This is a genomic window from Pseudomonas sp. 313 (assembly GCF_000316965.1).
GTDB classification, from domain to species: domain Bacteria; phylum Pseudomonadota; class Gammaproteobacteria; order Pseudomonadales; family Pseudomonadaceae; genus Chryseomonas; species Chryseomonas benzopyrenica.
On sequence record NZ_ANBZ01000070.1, the window covers coordinates 14555 to 29950 of the forward strand.

Sequence of the window (15396 nt, forward strand, 5' to 3'; positions counted from 1 at the left end):
TCTTCTCAAGAGTTGAGGCCTCCACGAAACCCGGGGTGATTCAGTACCAGGCAACTCCGGCGCCTATGTAAAAACGCTGCAAGCGGTGCAGCGGGATGGGGCTCAAGGGGCTGAGCGGATAGGGGAAGTCCGCTCCGGTGTCCGTCAGGCGGTTCGCCAGATTGGCGTCCGAGGCTGGTGCACAGGGCGATGCCACGGCCATTGCAACCAAGGGCCAGGGTGACCCCCGGCGCCGGTTCGTGCAGGTGCGGCAAGAAATCACGAGTGATGGCGATGCGTCCTGCCCAGCGATGGCCGTAGCGCGGCTTGCCGAGTTGAGGAAAAAGCAATTCCAGGGAACGCTCCAGATGGGCGAAATCACCCGCGCCTTGGGGATCGTCGAAATGGCCACGACCGCCCATCAATAGCCGACCCTCGGCATCGCGGCGCAGGTAGAGCAGCAAGCGTTGAGCGGTGGACGCGGTTTCGCCGCCGGGCAGGATGCTCGCCGCTGCCTCGCCGGTCACGGGTTCGGTGGCGACGATGAAGCTGTTGGCGGCGAGGATGGTCCGCTCCAGGCCCGGCCAGAGCGCGCCAGTGTAGCCTTTGGTGGCGATCACCACCTGCTCGGCGCTGACCGAGGAACCGTCCGCCAGGCTGGCCTGCCAGCGTCCATCCCGAGAATGGAGGCCAGTGACCGGGCTGCGCTCGTGCAGGCGCGCGCCCGCCGCCTCAGCCGCCCAGGCCAGGCCAGGCCACGCAGATAGGACAGCGGCTGGATGCCGCCGGCCCGGCCATCGCGCCAGCCGCCGGCGAAGGCCGTGGTGCCCATGCGGCTTTGCAGCGCCTCGGCGTCCAGGCAATCCGCGGGCACGCCACGGGTCTGCCACTTGCGGGCCCGGGCATGCGGCCCCGGCACGCCCTTGGCGGAGTAGGACACCTGCAGTCAGCCCTGGCGTACCGAGGTGCAGTGCATGCCATGGCGGGCGATGAGGTCGAAGACCAGGTCCGCGGCACCCGAGATGGCCGCGATCAGGGGCTTCGCTCGGGACGGGCCGAACAGCCGTTCCAGTTCATCGGATCGTACTTGAGGGTCGGATTGACCTGGCCACCGTTGCGCCCCGAAGCGCCCCAGCCCAGTTGGTGAGCCTCCAGCAGGCAGACATCGACACCGGCCTCGGCCAGATGCAGGGCTGTGGAAAGACCTGTATAGCCGCCGCCGATCACCAGGACGTCGGTGCGTTGGGTACCCTGGAGCGGCTGCAGGGGTGGGCCAGGGATGGCGGTAGCGGCCCACAACGAGGGCGGCAGCGGTTGTCCTGGGGAGAGACGGGCAGCATCCATCAGCGCGCACCCCCGCTGGGTGTCAGGACCCGGCGCAGGACGTCCTGGGTGCGAGGATGCTCGGGCGCACCGAGCACCTGCTCTGCCGGGCCGCTCTCGACGATGCGACCGCCGTGCAGGAAGCAGACGCGGTCTGCCACCTCGCGGGCGAAGCCCATCCCGTGGGTCACTCGTGGGTCACCACCACCATGGTCATGCCATCGGCGGCCAGGTCGCGCATCACCTGGAGCACCTCGCCCACCAATTCGGGATCGAGCGCCGAGGTGGGTTCGTCGAACAGCATGGCGGCCGGCTTCATGGCCAGGGCGCGGGCGATGGCTAACTGTCACGACAACGCGGTCGCGGAAAGCTTTTTCCAGTTGCTGAAGCGGGAATGCATCCGACGGAAAACCTACGGAACCCGCGAAGAAGCCCGCAGTGATGTGTTCGATTACATCGAGATGTTCTATAACCCAAAGCGCCGGCACAGCAGCGCTATGCAGCTATCGCCAGTGGAGTTTGAAAAACGCTATTTCCAGAACTTGGAGAGTGTCTAGGAAAGCTGGAGCGATTCAGCTCAACGAGTTGTGGACGAAGGTGGCAATCGTCCTGGCCAAGACTAATGATGAGTTTAGGGAGAATTTATTAGGCCTTGCTGACCGCCATTTTGCAGAGTCTGAAGCTGGTTTGACCAAAAAGTCTGGGGGTGATTCAATACGCCCATTCTCTCTCGAAGATATATGGCACGGGCATCTTCGTGAGGCGAGAGTCGATGATTCTAGTTGGCCTTGGGTGGAAATATTAGCTGAGCTGGATTTCGACAAGCTTTTTGGCTGGCTGGATCAGGCGAAAAATCTCTTATTAATAAATCGAGTACTCGATAGTCCAGAGCTTTATCACAACTACGATTTGTGGGAGCGGCTTACTCTTCAAGCTTCTCAAAGCTTTAAAGACGATGGGTCGTGGAGCGGGGCGCTATTGCTACCTAGCTTAGTGAGATACGGAAGCGCAACGATCATTAATATCGCCGATAGTCGTGAGTATCCACCTGAGGTGTTGAAGGCTCATGCACAATCATTGCTTAGCCGTTTCGTAGATGTCCTTTCAAGCAGGGCAGATTTTTTGGGATTGTTCAAGCGTTGGGGCATTTGGCTAACTCGGCAACATCTGAGGTTTCCTGACAAGAGCGTGCATCAAGAGCGAAGGTTGGAGGGTCAAGATATATTTTGGGCATTGGCTGACAAAGTCCGCTCTCCTTACTGTCCCGCTTTCTCCGATCAGTTGGATAGTTCTTGGGAACCGTGGGTTTACCAGTCCATGCAGGCTTTGCTACATTCAAGAGACCCTGAAAAGGTTCCGCCGCCTGATGTCAGTAGCTTTATCGAAGAGTGGAGTTTGACGCCGACCGAGTGGGAATCAGCGAAAGGGGATATGCTGAGGGCGCATATTCGTGAATATAATGAAAGTCTTCCAAACAGCTATGCATGCCGAGTGCTAGGATATTCTGTTGCGTTACGCAGCCAGTTTGCCACTGACTGGATCAATATGTGGGATTCAAGTTCGAGTGTTAGAGAGATTCTCGAGTTTCGCCCAACGTATAGGATTTCCGAGAAGTGGCGGCCTTCAGATGTTTCAGATCTGATGGGTACTCTAGTCGACGTAGGCCTCGGAATTTTAGACTGTAACGCGAATGAGCAGGAGCCGACCGATCCAGTTGCTCTCAAACAGTCCGCTGCGCTCTATAACGCGTTGTGGGAGGCTACTAATGAGATGATGAGTATCGATTTCTACGGAGAGGAGTTCTGGCAGGTTATGCAGCAGCATCTTGTCATTCGTCGTCTCCAATGGGCACTCGAGGCAGAAAGTGAAAATGGTGAAGATTACGCTAAATGGCTAAATGACACCGCTTATCCGACCGCACACGGGGCGCTTGCCCTGTTATCAACTAATTCGTCTTCCTTTATTTCTGTGCTTCCGTTGCTTCTGCAGAATAACATCCCGAAAAAAGACTTAAAGGAACTGATTAGGAAGGCGGGCATCGATTTAAATCCTATTGCCGATAGCGCAGCTAGATTTCGTGATGGCCCTGAGAGGAAGCTCAAGATTAACTCCGGACACGTCCGTTTGATCAACGACCTAGCTTAGTCAGGAATGATCTCAAGTTTTGGGCTTTTTCGAACAGTCCGGCGAGCTTCCGAGGGAAGCTCGCGTTCTTAGTGGCTCTCCTTCCGTGCTGGACCTCGTCGCTCCAAGTGCCCGTGGTTAGCGATGCTGATTTTACAGCGGGTGTCGCATATGGCGCCCACCTGTTCCTGTTGCTCTATTGCCGTGAAGAAGCTCTTTCACGAGGGCTTTTTTGGGCTCGCTGGTCGGGCGTCGCTACCCCGCGGTGATGCATTACCCGGCTTTGGTGGCCGATCGCTATAGGTCACACCGCCTCCATCTTTCACGGCTGAAGCGTTGTTAGCGCCCTAAAAGGGAGTGAATCGAACGCTTTTGGTCCGCGCGAATCCCTAGCCTTGTGTGCATCGAATCAATCCTCCGGATGCGCGCATGATCTTGTCCGTCGCTACGCCCGAAGCTGTCACGAGCTCGTTCACCCCCACATCCAGCCTATCGGGCCTGCTGGACACCTACGGCGACGTGATGACGCCGGAGCAGATAGCGGAGGCGCTGGAATACAGCGTCGGCTATGTCCGCAAGAAGATCGGCTGCGCCAAATTCCAGCACCTCCCTTGGGTAGCAGCGATCGCCCCACACCGGCGCCGGCAAGGGCTCAACTGGGTCTACGGCACGCATGGCGTTGCGTCCTTCCTGGACAGCCAGCGTAGCTCGCTGGAGAGCATTAGCGCCCCTTCGAAACATCTACCTAAGCTCCTGCAGGCGTATGGACCGTCGATGCCGGTCGCCCAGGTGGCTGATGCACTCGGCTACAGCGTTACCTACGTCAGCAAAAAAATCGGCAATGCCGACTATCAGCACCTGCCGTGGGTAAGCGCGATCGGATCGCACCGACGCAAACGAGGCTCGCGCTGGGTGTACGCGACCGTCGCGGTCGCCTTGTACCTGGACGGTAGGAAATGAGGCGCGCGCTTTTGGCTGTAGCCGTCGCTGCAGTACTCTCGCCGGCTGCATTTCCAGGTAACGCGAGCGCGGCGGACAACGCTGCGGATGGCGTGAAAGATTCTTTCGCTGCGCCTGGTAGCGAAAGCTTCTACCGCGGTAAGGCAGAGGGCTGGTTTTGGTACAAGGATCCGCCCGAGGAGGAGCCGGAGCTCGAGGTAAAGGCGCCTACCCCTCCTCCGCCCCCACGTGCGCCCATCCAGAAGGCTGAGCCACCGGCCCCTCCGCCGGCGCCGCCAGGGCCAGAGCTGTTCAGCGTCGCCTGGATCCGCGACAACCTGCCCAAGTATCGCGACCGCGCGATCGACAATCCAACCGATGCCAACGTGCAGGCCTACTACTACCTGCAGCGCGTGATGATGGACAAATCGTCCAAGTTCTCCGAGCGCTCCAGCCAGGTGATCATGCGTGATCCCTTCCTGGACGAGGATAGCCGGCGGCCGGTGGCCACCTACGCTGCCAATGCGCTTAATCGGGAAGTCTCGAACAACCGAGATAAGGTGCTCAAGGGCCTGGCCAACAAGGTCGGCCTCTTCTTCTTCTTCAAGGGCAATTGCGTGCTCTGTGCTGAGCAAGCGGCCGTGCTGCAGTCCCTCACCGCGGCCACCGGCATCCGGATCATCCCCGTCTCGCTGGATGGCGCGCCCCTCGACAACGGGCTGTTCGCGAATTACCGCACCGACGATGGCCAGGCCAAGAAGCTCGAGGTCTATCAGGCCCCTGCCCTCGCCCTGGCGATCCCGCCGGGCCGCACCGAGATCGTCGGTTACGGCGCCATCACGCTGGACGTGCTGTTCAACCGGGTCTTGATCGCTGCGCGCGAAGCCTCGCTTATCGACCAGAAGACCTTCGCCTCCACCCAGCCGTTCTTCGACAACGGCCTGCTGACCCTCGAGGACAACGACGGGCTCAGCCAAGACCAGATCGACCAGGACCCCGCCGCATTCGTTGAGAGCATGCGCCGCAAGCTCGCCCGCAAGACCATAGATGGAGAGGTGCCCCATGAGGCGCAGCAGTAAGCAGTCGTTGTGCGCAGCCGTGCTGGTTGCGGCCCTCGCGCCCCTGGGCGCCTACGCCAACATCGAGAGCCAGCTGGACTCGATGTTTAACTCGATGTCCAACAGCACAGACCCGGGCATGTACCAGACGGCGACTCGAGGCGTGGTCAGTGGCGGCTCGATGCGGATCCGGAATCAGATCGCAACGGCGCCGGTGGTCTCCTTCCGACCACCCTCCTTCCAGGCCGGCTGCGGCGGCATCGACATGTTCGCCGGCTCCTTCTCGTTCATCAACGCGCAGCAGTTCGTTCAGTCGCTGCGCTCCATTGCCTCCAACTCGGTCGGCGTAGCGTCGGGCTATGCGTTCAAGCTGGCGCTCAAGGCCATGGGGCCTACGGTGGAGAACACCATCGCCAACCTGCAGGAGACGATGCAGGACCTCAACGGCCTCATGTCCAATAGCTGCCAGCTTGCCCAGGGCCTGGTGACGGACGCGTTCTCGGCCTTCGAAGGTAAGGAGAATATGCAGACTGCCACCGGTAACACCATCAAGGGATTGGCCGATAGCTTCGGATCGCTGTTCTCCGGAAGCAGCAACTCCAAGTCGCCGATCGAGATGAAGACGGATGCCGGTAACGTAGTGAGCTGCGAGGACACCGGCAACGTCGTCTGGTGTGCAATGAAACAGTACAACAGCCAGCAGTTCTTCAAATACGGCTCTCAGCAGACCGACGAGCTCATCATGTCCTTCACCGGATCCGTGATCATTCCCGGGCTAGAGCAGGCTGAAGATGGAAAAGGCAAGGTGATCGTCACTAAGCCGCTGATGCCGACTGGCATCTCGCTGCAGGACATCGTCGAGGGTGTCAAGACCGAATCGGTGCCGGTCTATTCGTGCAAGGAAGATGCAGTCTGCCTGGAGCCGCAGCTCTCTAACCTGGCCTTCGACGGCCTGGCGCAAAAGATCATCAAGATCTTCAACGGATCGGGAAACTCCGTCGGCATCGTCACGAAGTGGGCGACGAATACCGGCACCTTTGGTTCTGATGAGACCGGCTTACTGAACATGATGCAAAAGCCCGGCTTCTCCGCGATGGTGCAACGCCTATCGCAAGGCAGCGAGTCGATGGCGAAGGGGTTTGTTACCGGCCATTCCAAGATGCTGGCGCTCGAGGGCGCCTACTCGCTCGTCAAGTCGTACATCGATACGGCCGAAGCCGTGATCACGAAAGGCAAGATGGTCGACAAGCTCGGCATGCCTGCCGGTGATTTTATCGGTAAGGCGAGGGAACGGCTGATGCAGGAATACCAGGTGCTGCTCACCCGGTATGGCAACGAGAATGACCTGCTGCTCGACTACCAGGCGCGCATGCGATCGCTTCCTCCGCCTGCGGCGTTTATCAACGTCGAGAAACCTGTGCAGGGGGGTGAGTGATGGAGTTCTCTATCTATTCCATTGGCTCCGCTACCTACCTGGAGAGCATCCTCAACGCCGTGGCCATGATCTCCGGGTCGGGCAGCATCGAGTCCCTCGCCAAGGTGGGGTTGTTGATCGGTACCCTGTTCCTGGGATTCCAGGCGGTCTTCAAAAACCAGGCTATCCCCTTCCAACAGGTTGGCGTGGCGCTGATCCTCTACATGGCGCTCTACGGGCCTACCGGGCGCGCCGTCGTAGAGGACGTCTATGACGGTACCGTCGTGGTGGTCGACAACGTGCCTATCGGTCCCCTCTTCGTGGGCTCCGTGGTCTCCAACATCGGCTACAAGCTCACCAAGGAGATGGAGCAGGCCTTCTCGACGCCGGCGATGACTACCTATGGGTTCGCTGATCCCCTCACCACCCTAATGAAGGTCCGCGGCGCGACGCGCAATGTGTTGGCTATGCCGTCTGTGATGGGCGAAAGCAACGCGGGCGGCGATTTCGTACGCTCATGGACGAACTACATCAAGGAGTGCACTTTGGTCGGTGTCGGGCGCAACATGACGGCCTATGGCGCCCTCATGCGCAGCAATAGCCCGATCGACGCTATGCGCTTCGATAGCGACGTTTACGGTACCGAGATTTACGAGGGCAAGACGGGTACAGGCACCTACTACAACTGTTCCCAGGCCCATACCCGGCTCAAGGCTCTCAGCGTCTCGGCACAGCCGGGCGTCATGGATGATGTCTCGAAACTAGCGTTCCAGAAGCCGGGCAAAGTCGTTACAGGTGACGATCTGACCACCCGCGTGGACGATGCGCTGCGTGGCCTGAATCTCCAGGTGGCGGATGCACGTGCCTTTACCATGGCGTCCATTCTGCTGCCGATCTTCGAGCGTGCGCCCGCCCAGAAAGCGCTGGAAGACCAGCAGAGTGCCTACGCGATCATGCTCGCCCAGGCTCAGGCGCAGCAGGCCACGCAGTGGGCCGCCGAAGGCTCGATGTTCACCCGGTACGTTCGCCCGTTCCTGACCTTCTTCGAAGGACTCATCTACGCAATCACCCCGTTGATGGCGTTCCTGCTCGTGATGGGCACGTTCGGCATGAATCTCATCACCAAGTACATCACCATGCTGTGCTGGATGATGCTGTGGCAGCCGATGCTCGCGATCGTCAACCTCTACACGAACTGGTACACCGGCACGGTCATGGAAGGCCTGCTCGCGACGACCAGCACGGTGACAGACGGCAACGCGCTGTCATTCGAGATGCTGAAGCAGATGCTGCCGGCCTTGGATAGCGCGATCGGGGTGGCTGGCCTGATGGCTTCATCGGTGCCAGTGATCAGCATGTTCCTGGTTTCCGGCAGCGCGTTTGCGTTGACGAGCATGGCCCAGCGCCTCGGTGGCACGGATCAGATCAACGAGAAGATAGTGACGCCTGACGTCGTGAAGCCCACCGAAGGTTTGGCGACTACGCCCTATATGACGAACGACTTCGTCAATGGCACTAGAGTTACCGGATCCGAAAACACCCGTGGCAACATCAATATTGGGCAGTCTCTATCTAGCGCAGCCCAGTCGCAGAAGTCTGTTGCTGAAGGAGCATCGGAAACCTTTACAAAATGGTTGACAAGTGCTTACGGTAAGCAATTTGAACAGGCAAAAAATATCAACGAACAGGCCGCAGTAGGCCGTAGCGTTGCCAATTCATTCGGGCTATCAAATGACGCAAGTTATCAAAACTCCGTTAATGAACTGCGCGCGCGGGGATTCAATCAGAATCAGATAGATGCGGTCACTGGCAGCATTGCTCTCGGGGGATCGGTCAGCGGCGGCCTAGGCCTTGGCAATATGGGAGGTAAAGAAGGGGCGGACGGAAAGGCTAAGGGCGGAATTGATTTTGGGGGTTCAGCACAAATCAATGGCACTACTCAAAGTTCGACTACGCGCAATGATGGTCAGAGCTCGAATGATGTAATGCAGGCAGCTAAAGCTGCAGGCTTAGTCGAGTCGATCTCAAACTCCTTGCGTCATGAAAACTCGTCAAGTCTTGCGACGTCATTCCTAGGATCAGAAAAGTTAGGTCTCAGCCAGTCGGATCAAGAAACATTGTCACGATCTGCCCAGCAAGCTATAAGTACGCAGAAGCAGTACACCGAAACTGCGGGCTATCTTCAGCAGTCTGGTTCCTCACTTTCGATGACACCAGATGCTTGGGCTGGAAAATTAATACGCGAAGGCAAGGCCGATGCTGTAGTTGCTGAAGCCGTCAACAACTATGGCTCGCAGATGAAAGAAGCAGAGCGACTTTTTGACACCGTTGATCCGAGTCGCAGGAGCGTCGCAGCTGCACTGCATACTCTGGCGAAAAACAATGACCTCGGTGTTCTAACGAGTGGCGTTTCCGACAGAGACATGTACACAAACCCAAGGCACAGTGGTGAGCTTGGAGATCAGCCTACCTCCCTTCAACACTCGAGCTTCACCAGCCTTCGCGAGCCGGCCGCGCGCGACCTAGACGCTGAAACATCCCGTGCTGGGCATTCTGTCAACGAAGGAAGTTTTGGAAGTCGATTTGATTCCGGAAACGCAGCCGCTCGCGACGAAAAGCAGGTCGAAGCAATTCATGATGGCCATAATGCCGATGTTAATAAGAAAGCCTACACGTTCGGTAATCGGGCGACCAGTGACGGCGTGTTCGAGGCGACAAGGCGTCTTGAAGAGAAAGGCAAGGGCTTGAGCGACCTTGGTGAGTCCGTTATGAGTGGCATTCCGCAGAAATTTATGAATGCACTAAGTAGCGCCGCGGGTACGCGTGGAAATATAGCTGAGTATCAAAATGAAGGCATGCGCCTTGGATTGGATAAGGATCAGGCGCATGTGTTTGCTGCTGCTCGAACCGGCGAGTTGAATAATAATGACCGGGGGGCATTCATGGAATATGCAAGGCATAGAGGATTCAACGACAACATGGCTTCGGGTATGTTTGATAATCTAGTTCAGGCCGGATTGAACGATAATGGGTCAAGCGCAGTTATCAATGATATTGTCGCGATTAACAACAGCGAAAAGCTAGATAGAGAGTTTGTTCTTGGTAGGTGAAGAAAAGGCTGCGAAAGCAGCCTTTTATCAAAGGTAACGGTCGGGTGCAGGTACTTCTGTCCCATAATTCATATTTCGCTGTACGTCTTCCGAGCTTCTCGCGATGCTTGGTGTGTAGGGGTCAGCAAGTACCGTATGGTCAATAGTGAACCTGTCATCCAGTGCGTCAGGAAAATGATTTATGCTATTGCTACCTGACTTGCATTTAAGGTCCATCACTAATGTTAGCGCGCTGGCTAGCGATAGCAATAAGGCCGACATGCCTGGATGATAGGCAATGGCGATAACGATGCAGCTAGCGAGCAGCGTCGCTGAAAGCAAAATCACATTTCTCCCACTACTCAACTTCGAGTTGGTGGCAGTGCCGAAAGAAGCTACCGCATACAAGGCCATTACTGCAAAGTATAAGTACTGGTCATGGTCCATCTTACTGCTATTGCAGTAGACAACGCCGTAGAGAGTGCCGAGTATAGCGATACCATGCCGCACAAGAGAAAGTGCTGCACTCTCTTTTAGATTGCTCTCAAGCTTCTCTATACGATGACGAAAGAAGTTACTCCAGCGTTTGGCAGTCTCTTGCTCCAAAAAGTCAACCGCGTTGATAACATAAGCAAGTTCTTCTTGAGTCGGATATGACTCCATGGCTATCGCCTTGAGCCGACCAACTGTGCGGGATATTGATGGAGGGATATTACTAAATCGATCAATCTCGAATTTTTCCAGACTCACTGCCGACGAAGGTAGCTTGAGATATCTCTCCAAAAGAGCTTCGGCTTTCCGAAATTCACCAGCGATAATCGGATGCATGATGCACCTCCTGATTCGATAGACCTATGGTATCGCAGGTCCCAAAAACGCAAGGGTCGCTAAGCCGCCGTTCGCGCCGCTGATGCGCCCTTCCCTCCGTGTTATGGGCCGCCGCTAAGGCGAGCCAAGCTCTGCGCCAGGCGCCGCTGCTTGATCGCGTGCGAGAAGGTTCGCCTCGAAATGGCCGATAGCCACACGCGCCGCCTCAGCAAAGCTTGCGATTGACAGGGCCACCCACAGGAGATGCGGTTCGGCCTCGTCGTCCAGATGATCGACTGACACCGCATAGGCGCCGCCCCAGCTGGATGAATCCTGGATCTGGACGCGTGTCGGTTTCCCGCAGTGCTGAAGCACGAACTCGGGGTCGCTAGTATCGGTCCCGGCTCGTTTCTTGAAGCTGTAGCTGGTCATGGGGCCATGCCGAGATAAGGGGAAAATTCACTCACATCTCTCCTACCTGATTGATTTATCGGGCCTTTTCCATGATGGGGATTTTTATGGAAGCATGACGAGATAACGGAGAAATTAAGACATTCAAACCATAAATGTTTGATTTCTAGGCTTTGTGTTGCTCTCACATGCTTGCGCATGTTCGCCCACCCCCAATAAATCTCAAGATATCCTTCTCCCCAGTGATGGTTCGAGGCGGCCTGCGCGACATCTTCCATTTTCGGTCTCGAATGTGGGCTCGATGGCAGCTGTAAACCTTCTCTCCTCGGAGGTGAGGATCATGCGGCACGTTGCAATGCAGCCAACGGAAACGACTTCAGACGTTACCTGTGACGCTTGTTGCCAAAGCACAAGTATTGAGGGCTATGGCCAGCAGTTTGGCGTTCTTCAAGCGTGTTGGAACTATGGTTCCAAGCATGATGGTGAGCGTTATGAGGTTCACCTCTGCGAGCCCTGCTTTTTCCGAACGCTGGCCATGCTACGTCGGGAGCGAATGGTTAACACCATGTTTGATGATGATCTTGACACCAATCAGGATGAGTTCGGTTTGGTGCGCAAGGATGATTTTTGGGCCGAAGGTTGAGTATGCCGGCCAAAGACCGGTTCGTAGCATCTCATTCACGACGATGCGACCCTGACAAATCCAGTCCGTCGGCGGCGTTGCTCCGTTGACGCCCGCCCAAGTTAAGGCGTGTCTGCTTCTGGCCCCGGTAACGGTTCATGGCTATCCGCACCGCCTTTGGCAAGCGGTGAATGCTCAATCAGCTTCAGTTGCAAGCCAGAAATACATGGTCTACTTCAGACCATCCCTAGCGGTCTGGCGCGTCGATCAAATAGCCCATCCCACGCGCGGTTTGTATGAGCTTAGGTTCGAACTCATCATCGATTTTTGCTCTCAGCCGTCGTACCGCCACCTCAATCACATTGGTATCGCTGTCGAAATTCATGTCCCATACTTGGGAGGCGATAAGTGACTTTGAGAGCACTTCCCCGCGACGCCGAAGTAATAGCTCAAGAAGAGCGAATTTCTTTGCAGTTAGGTCTATTCGTTTCCCCGATCGCGTAACCCGACGCCTGAGCAGATCGACCTCAAGGTCGAGGAGTTTGAGTATTGTTTGGTTGGGAGCATTATTGCCGCGGCGAAGCAACGTACGGATCCTTGCTAGCAATTCGGAGAAGGCAAACGGCTTGATGAGATAATCATCAGCGCCCAACTCCAATCCCTTTACTCGATCCTGAACCCCGTCTCGGGCGGTGAGAAAGAGCACGGGAACCTCATTACCGGCAGCGCGGACTTTCTGTAAAACCTGCCACCCATCCAGGCCAGGCATCATCACGTCTAAGATGAGCAAGTCGTATGTGGTATGAAGCGCGTGCTGAGCAGCATCGGTCCCGTTTTCAACTCTATCGACTGTGAAGCCTGCCTCTGAGAGCCCCTGCTGTAGGTAGGTGCCTGTTTTCGGCTCGTTTTCAGCAACAAGAAGCTTCATGAAAGTATTCCCTCCGGCATTTGGAACAGTGTGCCGATTGTCAGGGCGTGCAGCCAGTACCTTACAGAAACGTAATGCTCGCATCATCTGTCTGACAGCTTGTAGCGTTAACGTCTACATCAGCAGTTGCTCCCACACTCTGCTTTTTGGCCTTTCCACGCTCCTTTGGCCTATCGGCGCCTAAATGGCGCCTTTTTTTTGACCGCTGGAAGCAAGGCCGCTTGCGCTCACTGCTTGTCTGCATTGCTGACGAAACCGTAATGTCCAAATCAGCATTTTGACAGGTACGCTCGGTTAGCTTAGACACAAGCCCAAGCCTCTGTTTATGGAGCTGCGCTGGGTCTCCCGTGTCTTCGAACGAGGTAACAAGTAATGAAATTTTTCAGATCCCTTTCTGTACTACTCGCCATCGCAGCAAGCTCTTCCTATGCAATGGCAGAAGGTGGTGGTGATCGTACCTTTGCTCGTATGGAGCAGGCTCGCCAAGTAGCGATCGCTAATTATCAGGCTGACCAGAAGGACCAAGCCCAAGAGGTAGCCTCAGAGGCAGCCTCAGCGAAGCACGCTCACGCTAATTGCTGAGGCGAAACCTTCGGCAAATGTGATCACGCAGATTCTGAACTATGGCAGCTACTACGAATGTTGAAGCTGCCACGGTGTTGGCACTGCAACATCAGTTGTTAGAACCGACGAAGTCGGTATTAGCTACGCTGAACCTTGTCTCGTTAAAAACGTTACCTAGCACCCCCGCACCAAGCGGGTGAACCGTATATTGGCTAGTTAAAAATCAATCTTCTTTAACGGCTAAGTTGATAATTGTTGAATGAATCGCCCCAGCTTTCCTAGACATTCTCCAAGCTCTGGAAATAGCGCTTTTCAAACTCCACTGGCGATAGCTGCATAGCGCTGCTGTGCCGTCGCTTGGGGTTATAGAACATCTCGATGTAATCGAACACATCACTGCGGGCTTCTTCGCGGGTTCCGTAGGTTTTCCGTCGGATGCGTTCCCGCTTCAGCAACTGGAAAAAGCGTTCCGCGACCGCGTTGTCGTGACAGTTACCGCGTCGACTCATGCTGCTGATCAGATTGTTGGCCTTGAGGAAACTCTGCCAGTCCGAGCTGCTGAACTGGCTGCCCTGGTCGGAATGGATCATCACTTCCTGCTTGGGCTTGCGCCGCCACACTGCCATCAGCAACGCATCGATGGTCAGATCGCTGCACATCCGAGGCTTCATCGACCAGCCGATCACTTGGCGAGAAAACAGATCCAGCACCACCGCCAAGTACAACCAGCCCTCATACGTGCGGATGTAAGTGATGTCGGTGACCCAGACCTTGTTCGGTTCACTGACATTGAACTGCCGCTCCAGACGGTTGGGCGAGGCCACCGGCGGCTTGCCACCGTAGTACCCGGGGCGCCGGCGATAACCGGTCTGAGAGCGCAGCCCCTCTCTCCTCATCAGGCGAGCCACACGGTGCCGGCCACAGGGCTCGCCCAGCTCACGCAGGTCGTCGTGGATCTTGCGGTAGCCGTAGACCCCGCCGCTTTCCAACCAGGCATGCTTGATCAATCCGAGCAGACGCTGATCTTCCTTGGCACGCGCGGATTTCGGCTCGGCCAGCCAGGCGTAGTAACCGCTGGGATGCACCTGGAGGGTCTGGCAGAGACGCCGCACCGGGTACTCCACCAACAGTTTGCTGATAACGGCGTACTTCAGCCGGACTCCTTGGCAAAGTACGCAGCGGCCTTTTTTAGGATGTCTCGCTCTTCGGTCACCCGCTTGAGTTCCGCGCGCAAGCGACGCAGCTCAGCCTGCTGATCATCTACCTGCTGCCGCTGTATTTGGGGTTTGCTGTAGCGCTTTACCCAGGCGTACAGGCTGTGCGTGGACACGCCTAAACGCTCTGCTATATCAGCAACGCGCAAGCCGCGTTCAGTGATGTGCTTGACCGCTTCAATCTTGAATTCTTCGGGGTAACGCTGGTTGCTCATGGCACCTCCTGCTGGGTCTCATTATGAGGCTTGGAGGTGTCTACGAAACTAGGGGCGATTCACGTCTCTACCGAGGAGCATTTGGCTTGGATGGAGAAGCACGACAAATTGGTAGACGACGTACTGGAACAAATGATTCGCGAGCATAAGCTGATGACGGCTGATAGGGAGTGTCATCAGTAATAATTCTCTAGTCTTCCAGGATTACGATTACAACGCTCTCTGGCTCTGCACCGCCCGACCAGGTGCCAGGTCGGGCGTAAATCCTATGGGGCTGATCGACGTAATTGTGATCAGCACTGGTTTTCTCCCAACTTGATAGGATCGTTGATGAGGATTAGTTTCGAAAAGGCTGTAGGCGGGCCAGAAAAAACGCTCCTCTACACTGCCAAAAGAGCAGAGGTGCTGAGCAACAATATAGCCGATGCTGGTACACCCAATTTCAAAGCCAGGGATTTGAATTTTGCCTCGGTGCTTGCCACTCAAAACAAGCAGGCAATTAACACTGAGTTTTCACTGGCCAAAACTAACCAGAGTCATATAAATACTGGTGGCTTGGAGGTTACTCTTAGCGATGCGGCCCTACTCTACAGGGTTCCCAATCAACCGTCGCTTGATCAGAACACAGTCGACGTTCAGGTTGAACAAGCAAAATATGCGGAAAATTCGATTCGTTTCCAGGCTGCATTTACTCGGCTGAACGGCGCAT

Annotated in this window: 12 protein-coding genes and 3 pseudogenes; 9 read left to right on the top strand and 6 right to left on the bottom strand. The window is 56.2% G+C overall.

Annotated elements, in window-relative coordinates; translation table 11 throughout:
* Positions 1–40: 40 nt before the first annotated feature.
* Both C722_RS24940 and glnQ read right to left on the bottom strand, forming a co-directional pair.
* Positions 41–1323 (bottom strand): annotated as a pseudogene (locus C722_RS24940) (NAD(P)/FAD-dependent oxidoreductase).
* Positions 1323–1648 (bottom strand): annotated as a pseudogene (gene glnQ, locus C722_RS24945) (glutamine ABC transporter ATP-binding protein GlnQ); the annotation flags it as partial. The pseudogenes glnQ and C722_RS24940, both read right to left, overlap by 1 nt.
* Between glnQ and C722_RS0114380 the strand changes: the two are divergent.
* From C722_RS0114380 to C722_RS0114405, 6 genes and pseudogenes are all read left to right on the top strand, one after another.
* A pseudogene (locus tag C722_RS0114380) lies at positions 1644–1859 on the top strand (IS3 family transposase); the annotation flags it as partial. The pseudogenes glnQ and C722_RS0114380 sit on opposite strands and share 5 nt — an antisense overlap.
* Before the next feature lie 40 nt (positions 1860–1899).
* The gene (locus C722_RS26235; protein ID WP_132833156.1) at positions 1900–3447 is read left to right on the top strand and encodes a hypothetical protein; all 1548 of its coding nucleotides are present in this window, start codon (positions 1900–1902) and stop codon (positions 3445–3447) included.
* 408 nt (positions 3448–3855) lie between these two features.
* Positions 3856–4386 carry a hypothetical protein gene (locus tag C722_RS0114390; RefSeq protein ID WP_017641163.1) on the top strand — a complete coding sequence of 177 codons (531 nt, stop codon included), beginning with the start codon at positions 3856–3858 and terminating at the stop codon, positions 4384–4386.
* Positions 4383–5444, top strand: a complete 1062-nt coding sequence (gene traF / locus C722_RS24955; RefSeq protein WP_081594589.1) for a conjugal transfer protein TraF — start codon at positions 4383–4385, stop codon at positions 5442–5444. The genes C722_RS0114390 and traF overlap by 4 nt, the downstream gene beginning before the upstream one ends.
* On the top strand, positions 5428–6858 hold the full coding sequence (locus C722_RS0114400) for a conjugal transfer protein TraH (protein WP_017641165.1): 1431 nt from the start codon (positions 5428–5430) through the stop codon (positions 6856–6858). Before traF ends, C722_RS0114400 begins: the two co-directional genes overlap by 17 nt.
* Complete coding sequence (locus C722_RS0114405) at positions 6858–9947, top strand: conjugal transfer protein TraG N-terminal domain-containing protein (protein WP_017641166.1); 3090 nt, start codon at positions 6858–6860, stop codon at positions 9945–9947. Before C722_RS0114400 ends, C722_RS0114405 begins: the two co-directional genes overlap by 1 nt.
* 27 nt (positions 9948–9974) lie before the next feature.
* Here C722_RS0114405 and C722_RS26240 read toward each other — a convergent pair whose 3' ends face one another.
* Together C722_RS26240 and C722_RS0114415 are read right to left on the bottom strand one after the other, a co-directional pair.
* Positions 9975–10754, bottom strand: a complete 780-nt coding sequence (locus tag C722_RS26240) for a hypothetical protein (RefSeq protein WP_132833157.1) — start codon at positions 10752–10754, stop codon at positions 9975–9977.
* 114 nt (positions 10755–10868) lie between these two features.
* Positions 10869–11165 (bottom strand): hypothetical protein, encoded by a 297-nt coding sequence (locus C722_RS0114415; protein ID WP_017641168.1) that lies wholly within the window; start codon positions 11163–11165, stop codon positions 10869–10871.
* 319 nt (positions 11166–11484) lie between these two features.
* On the opposite strand from C722_RS0114415, the gene C722_RS0114420 reads away from it, so the two are divergent.
* Positions 11485–11787, top strand: a complete 303-nt coding sequence (locus C722_RS0114420) for a hypothetical protein (protein WP_037064001.1) — start codon at positions 11485–11487, stop codon at positions 11785–11787.
* A 226-nt stretch (positions 11788–12013) separates the two neighbouring features.
* Here C722_RS0114420 and C722_RS0114425 read toward each other — a convergent pair whose 3' ends face one another.
* Positions 12014–12694 (bottom strand): heavy metal response regulator transcription factor, encoded by a 681-nt coding sequence (locus C722_RS0114425; RefSeq protein ID WP_017641170.1) that lies wholly within the window; start codon positions 12692–12694, stop codon positions 12014–12016.
* Between the two features lie 372 nt (positions 12695–13066).
* On the opposite strand from C722_RS0114425, the gene C722_RS26735 reads away from it, so the two are divergent.
* Complete coding sequence (locus C722_RS26735; protein ID WP_081594590.1) at positions 13067–13276, top strand: co-regulatory protein PtrA N-terminal domain-containing protein; 210 nt, start codon at positions 13067–13069, stop codon at positions 13274–13276.
* A 260-nt stretch (positions 13277–13536) separates the two neighbouring features.
* Here C722_RS26735 and C722_RS0114430 read toward each other — a convergent pair.
* Positions 13537–14687 (bottom strand): IS3 family transposase gene (locus C722_RS0114430; RefSeq protein WP_085984313.1). Its coding sequence is split into 2 segments (ribosomal slippage): positions 13537–14450 and positions 14450–14687, totalling 1152 coding nucleotides; the frame shifts between segments, so codons are not numbered across the junction.
* Between the two features lie 330 nt (positions 14688–15017).
* Here C722_RS0114430 and flgB point away from each other — a divergent pair.
* A partial coding sequence (flgB, locus tag C722_RS25850; protein WP_081594591.1) for a flagellar basal body rod protein FlgB occupies positions 15018–15396 on the top strand: 379 nt, incomplete at its 3' end.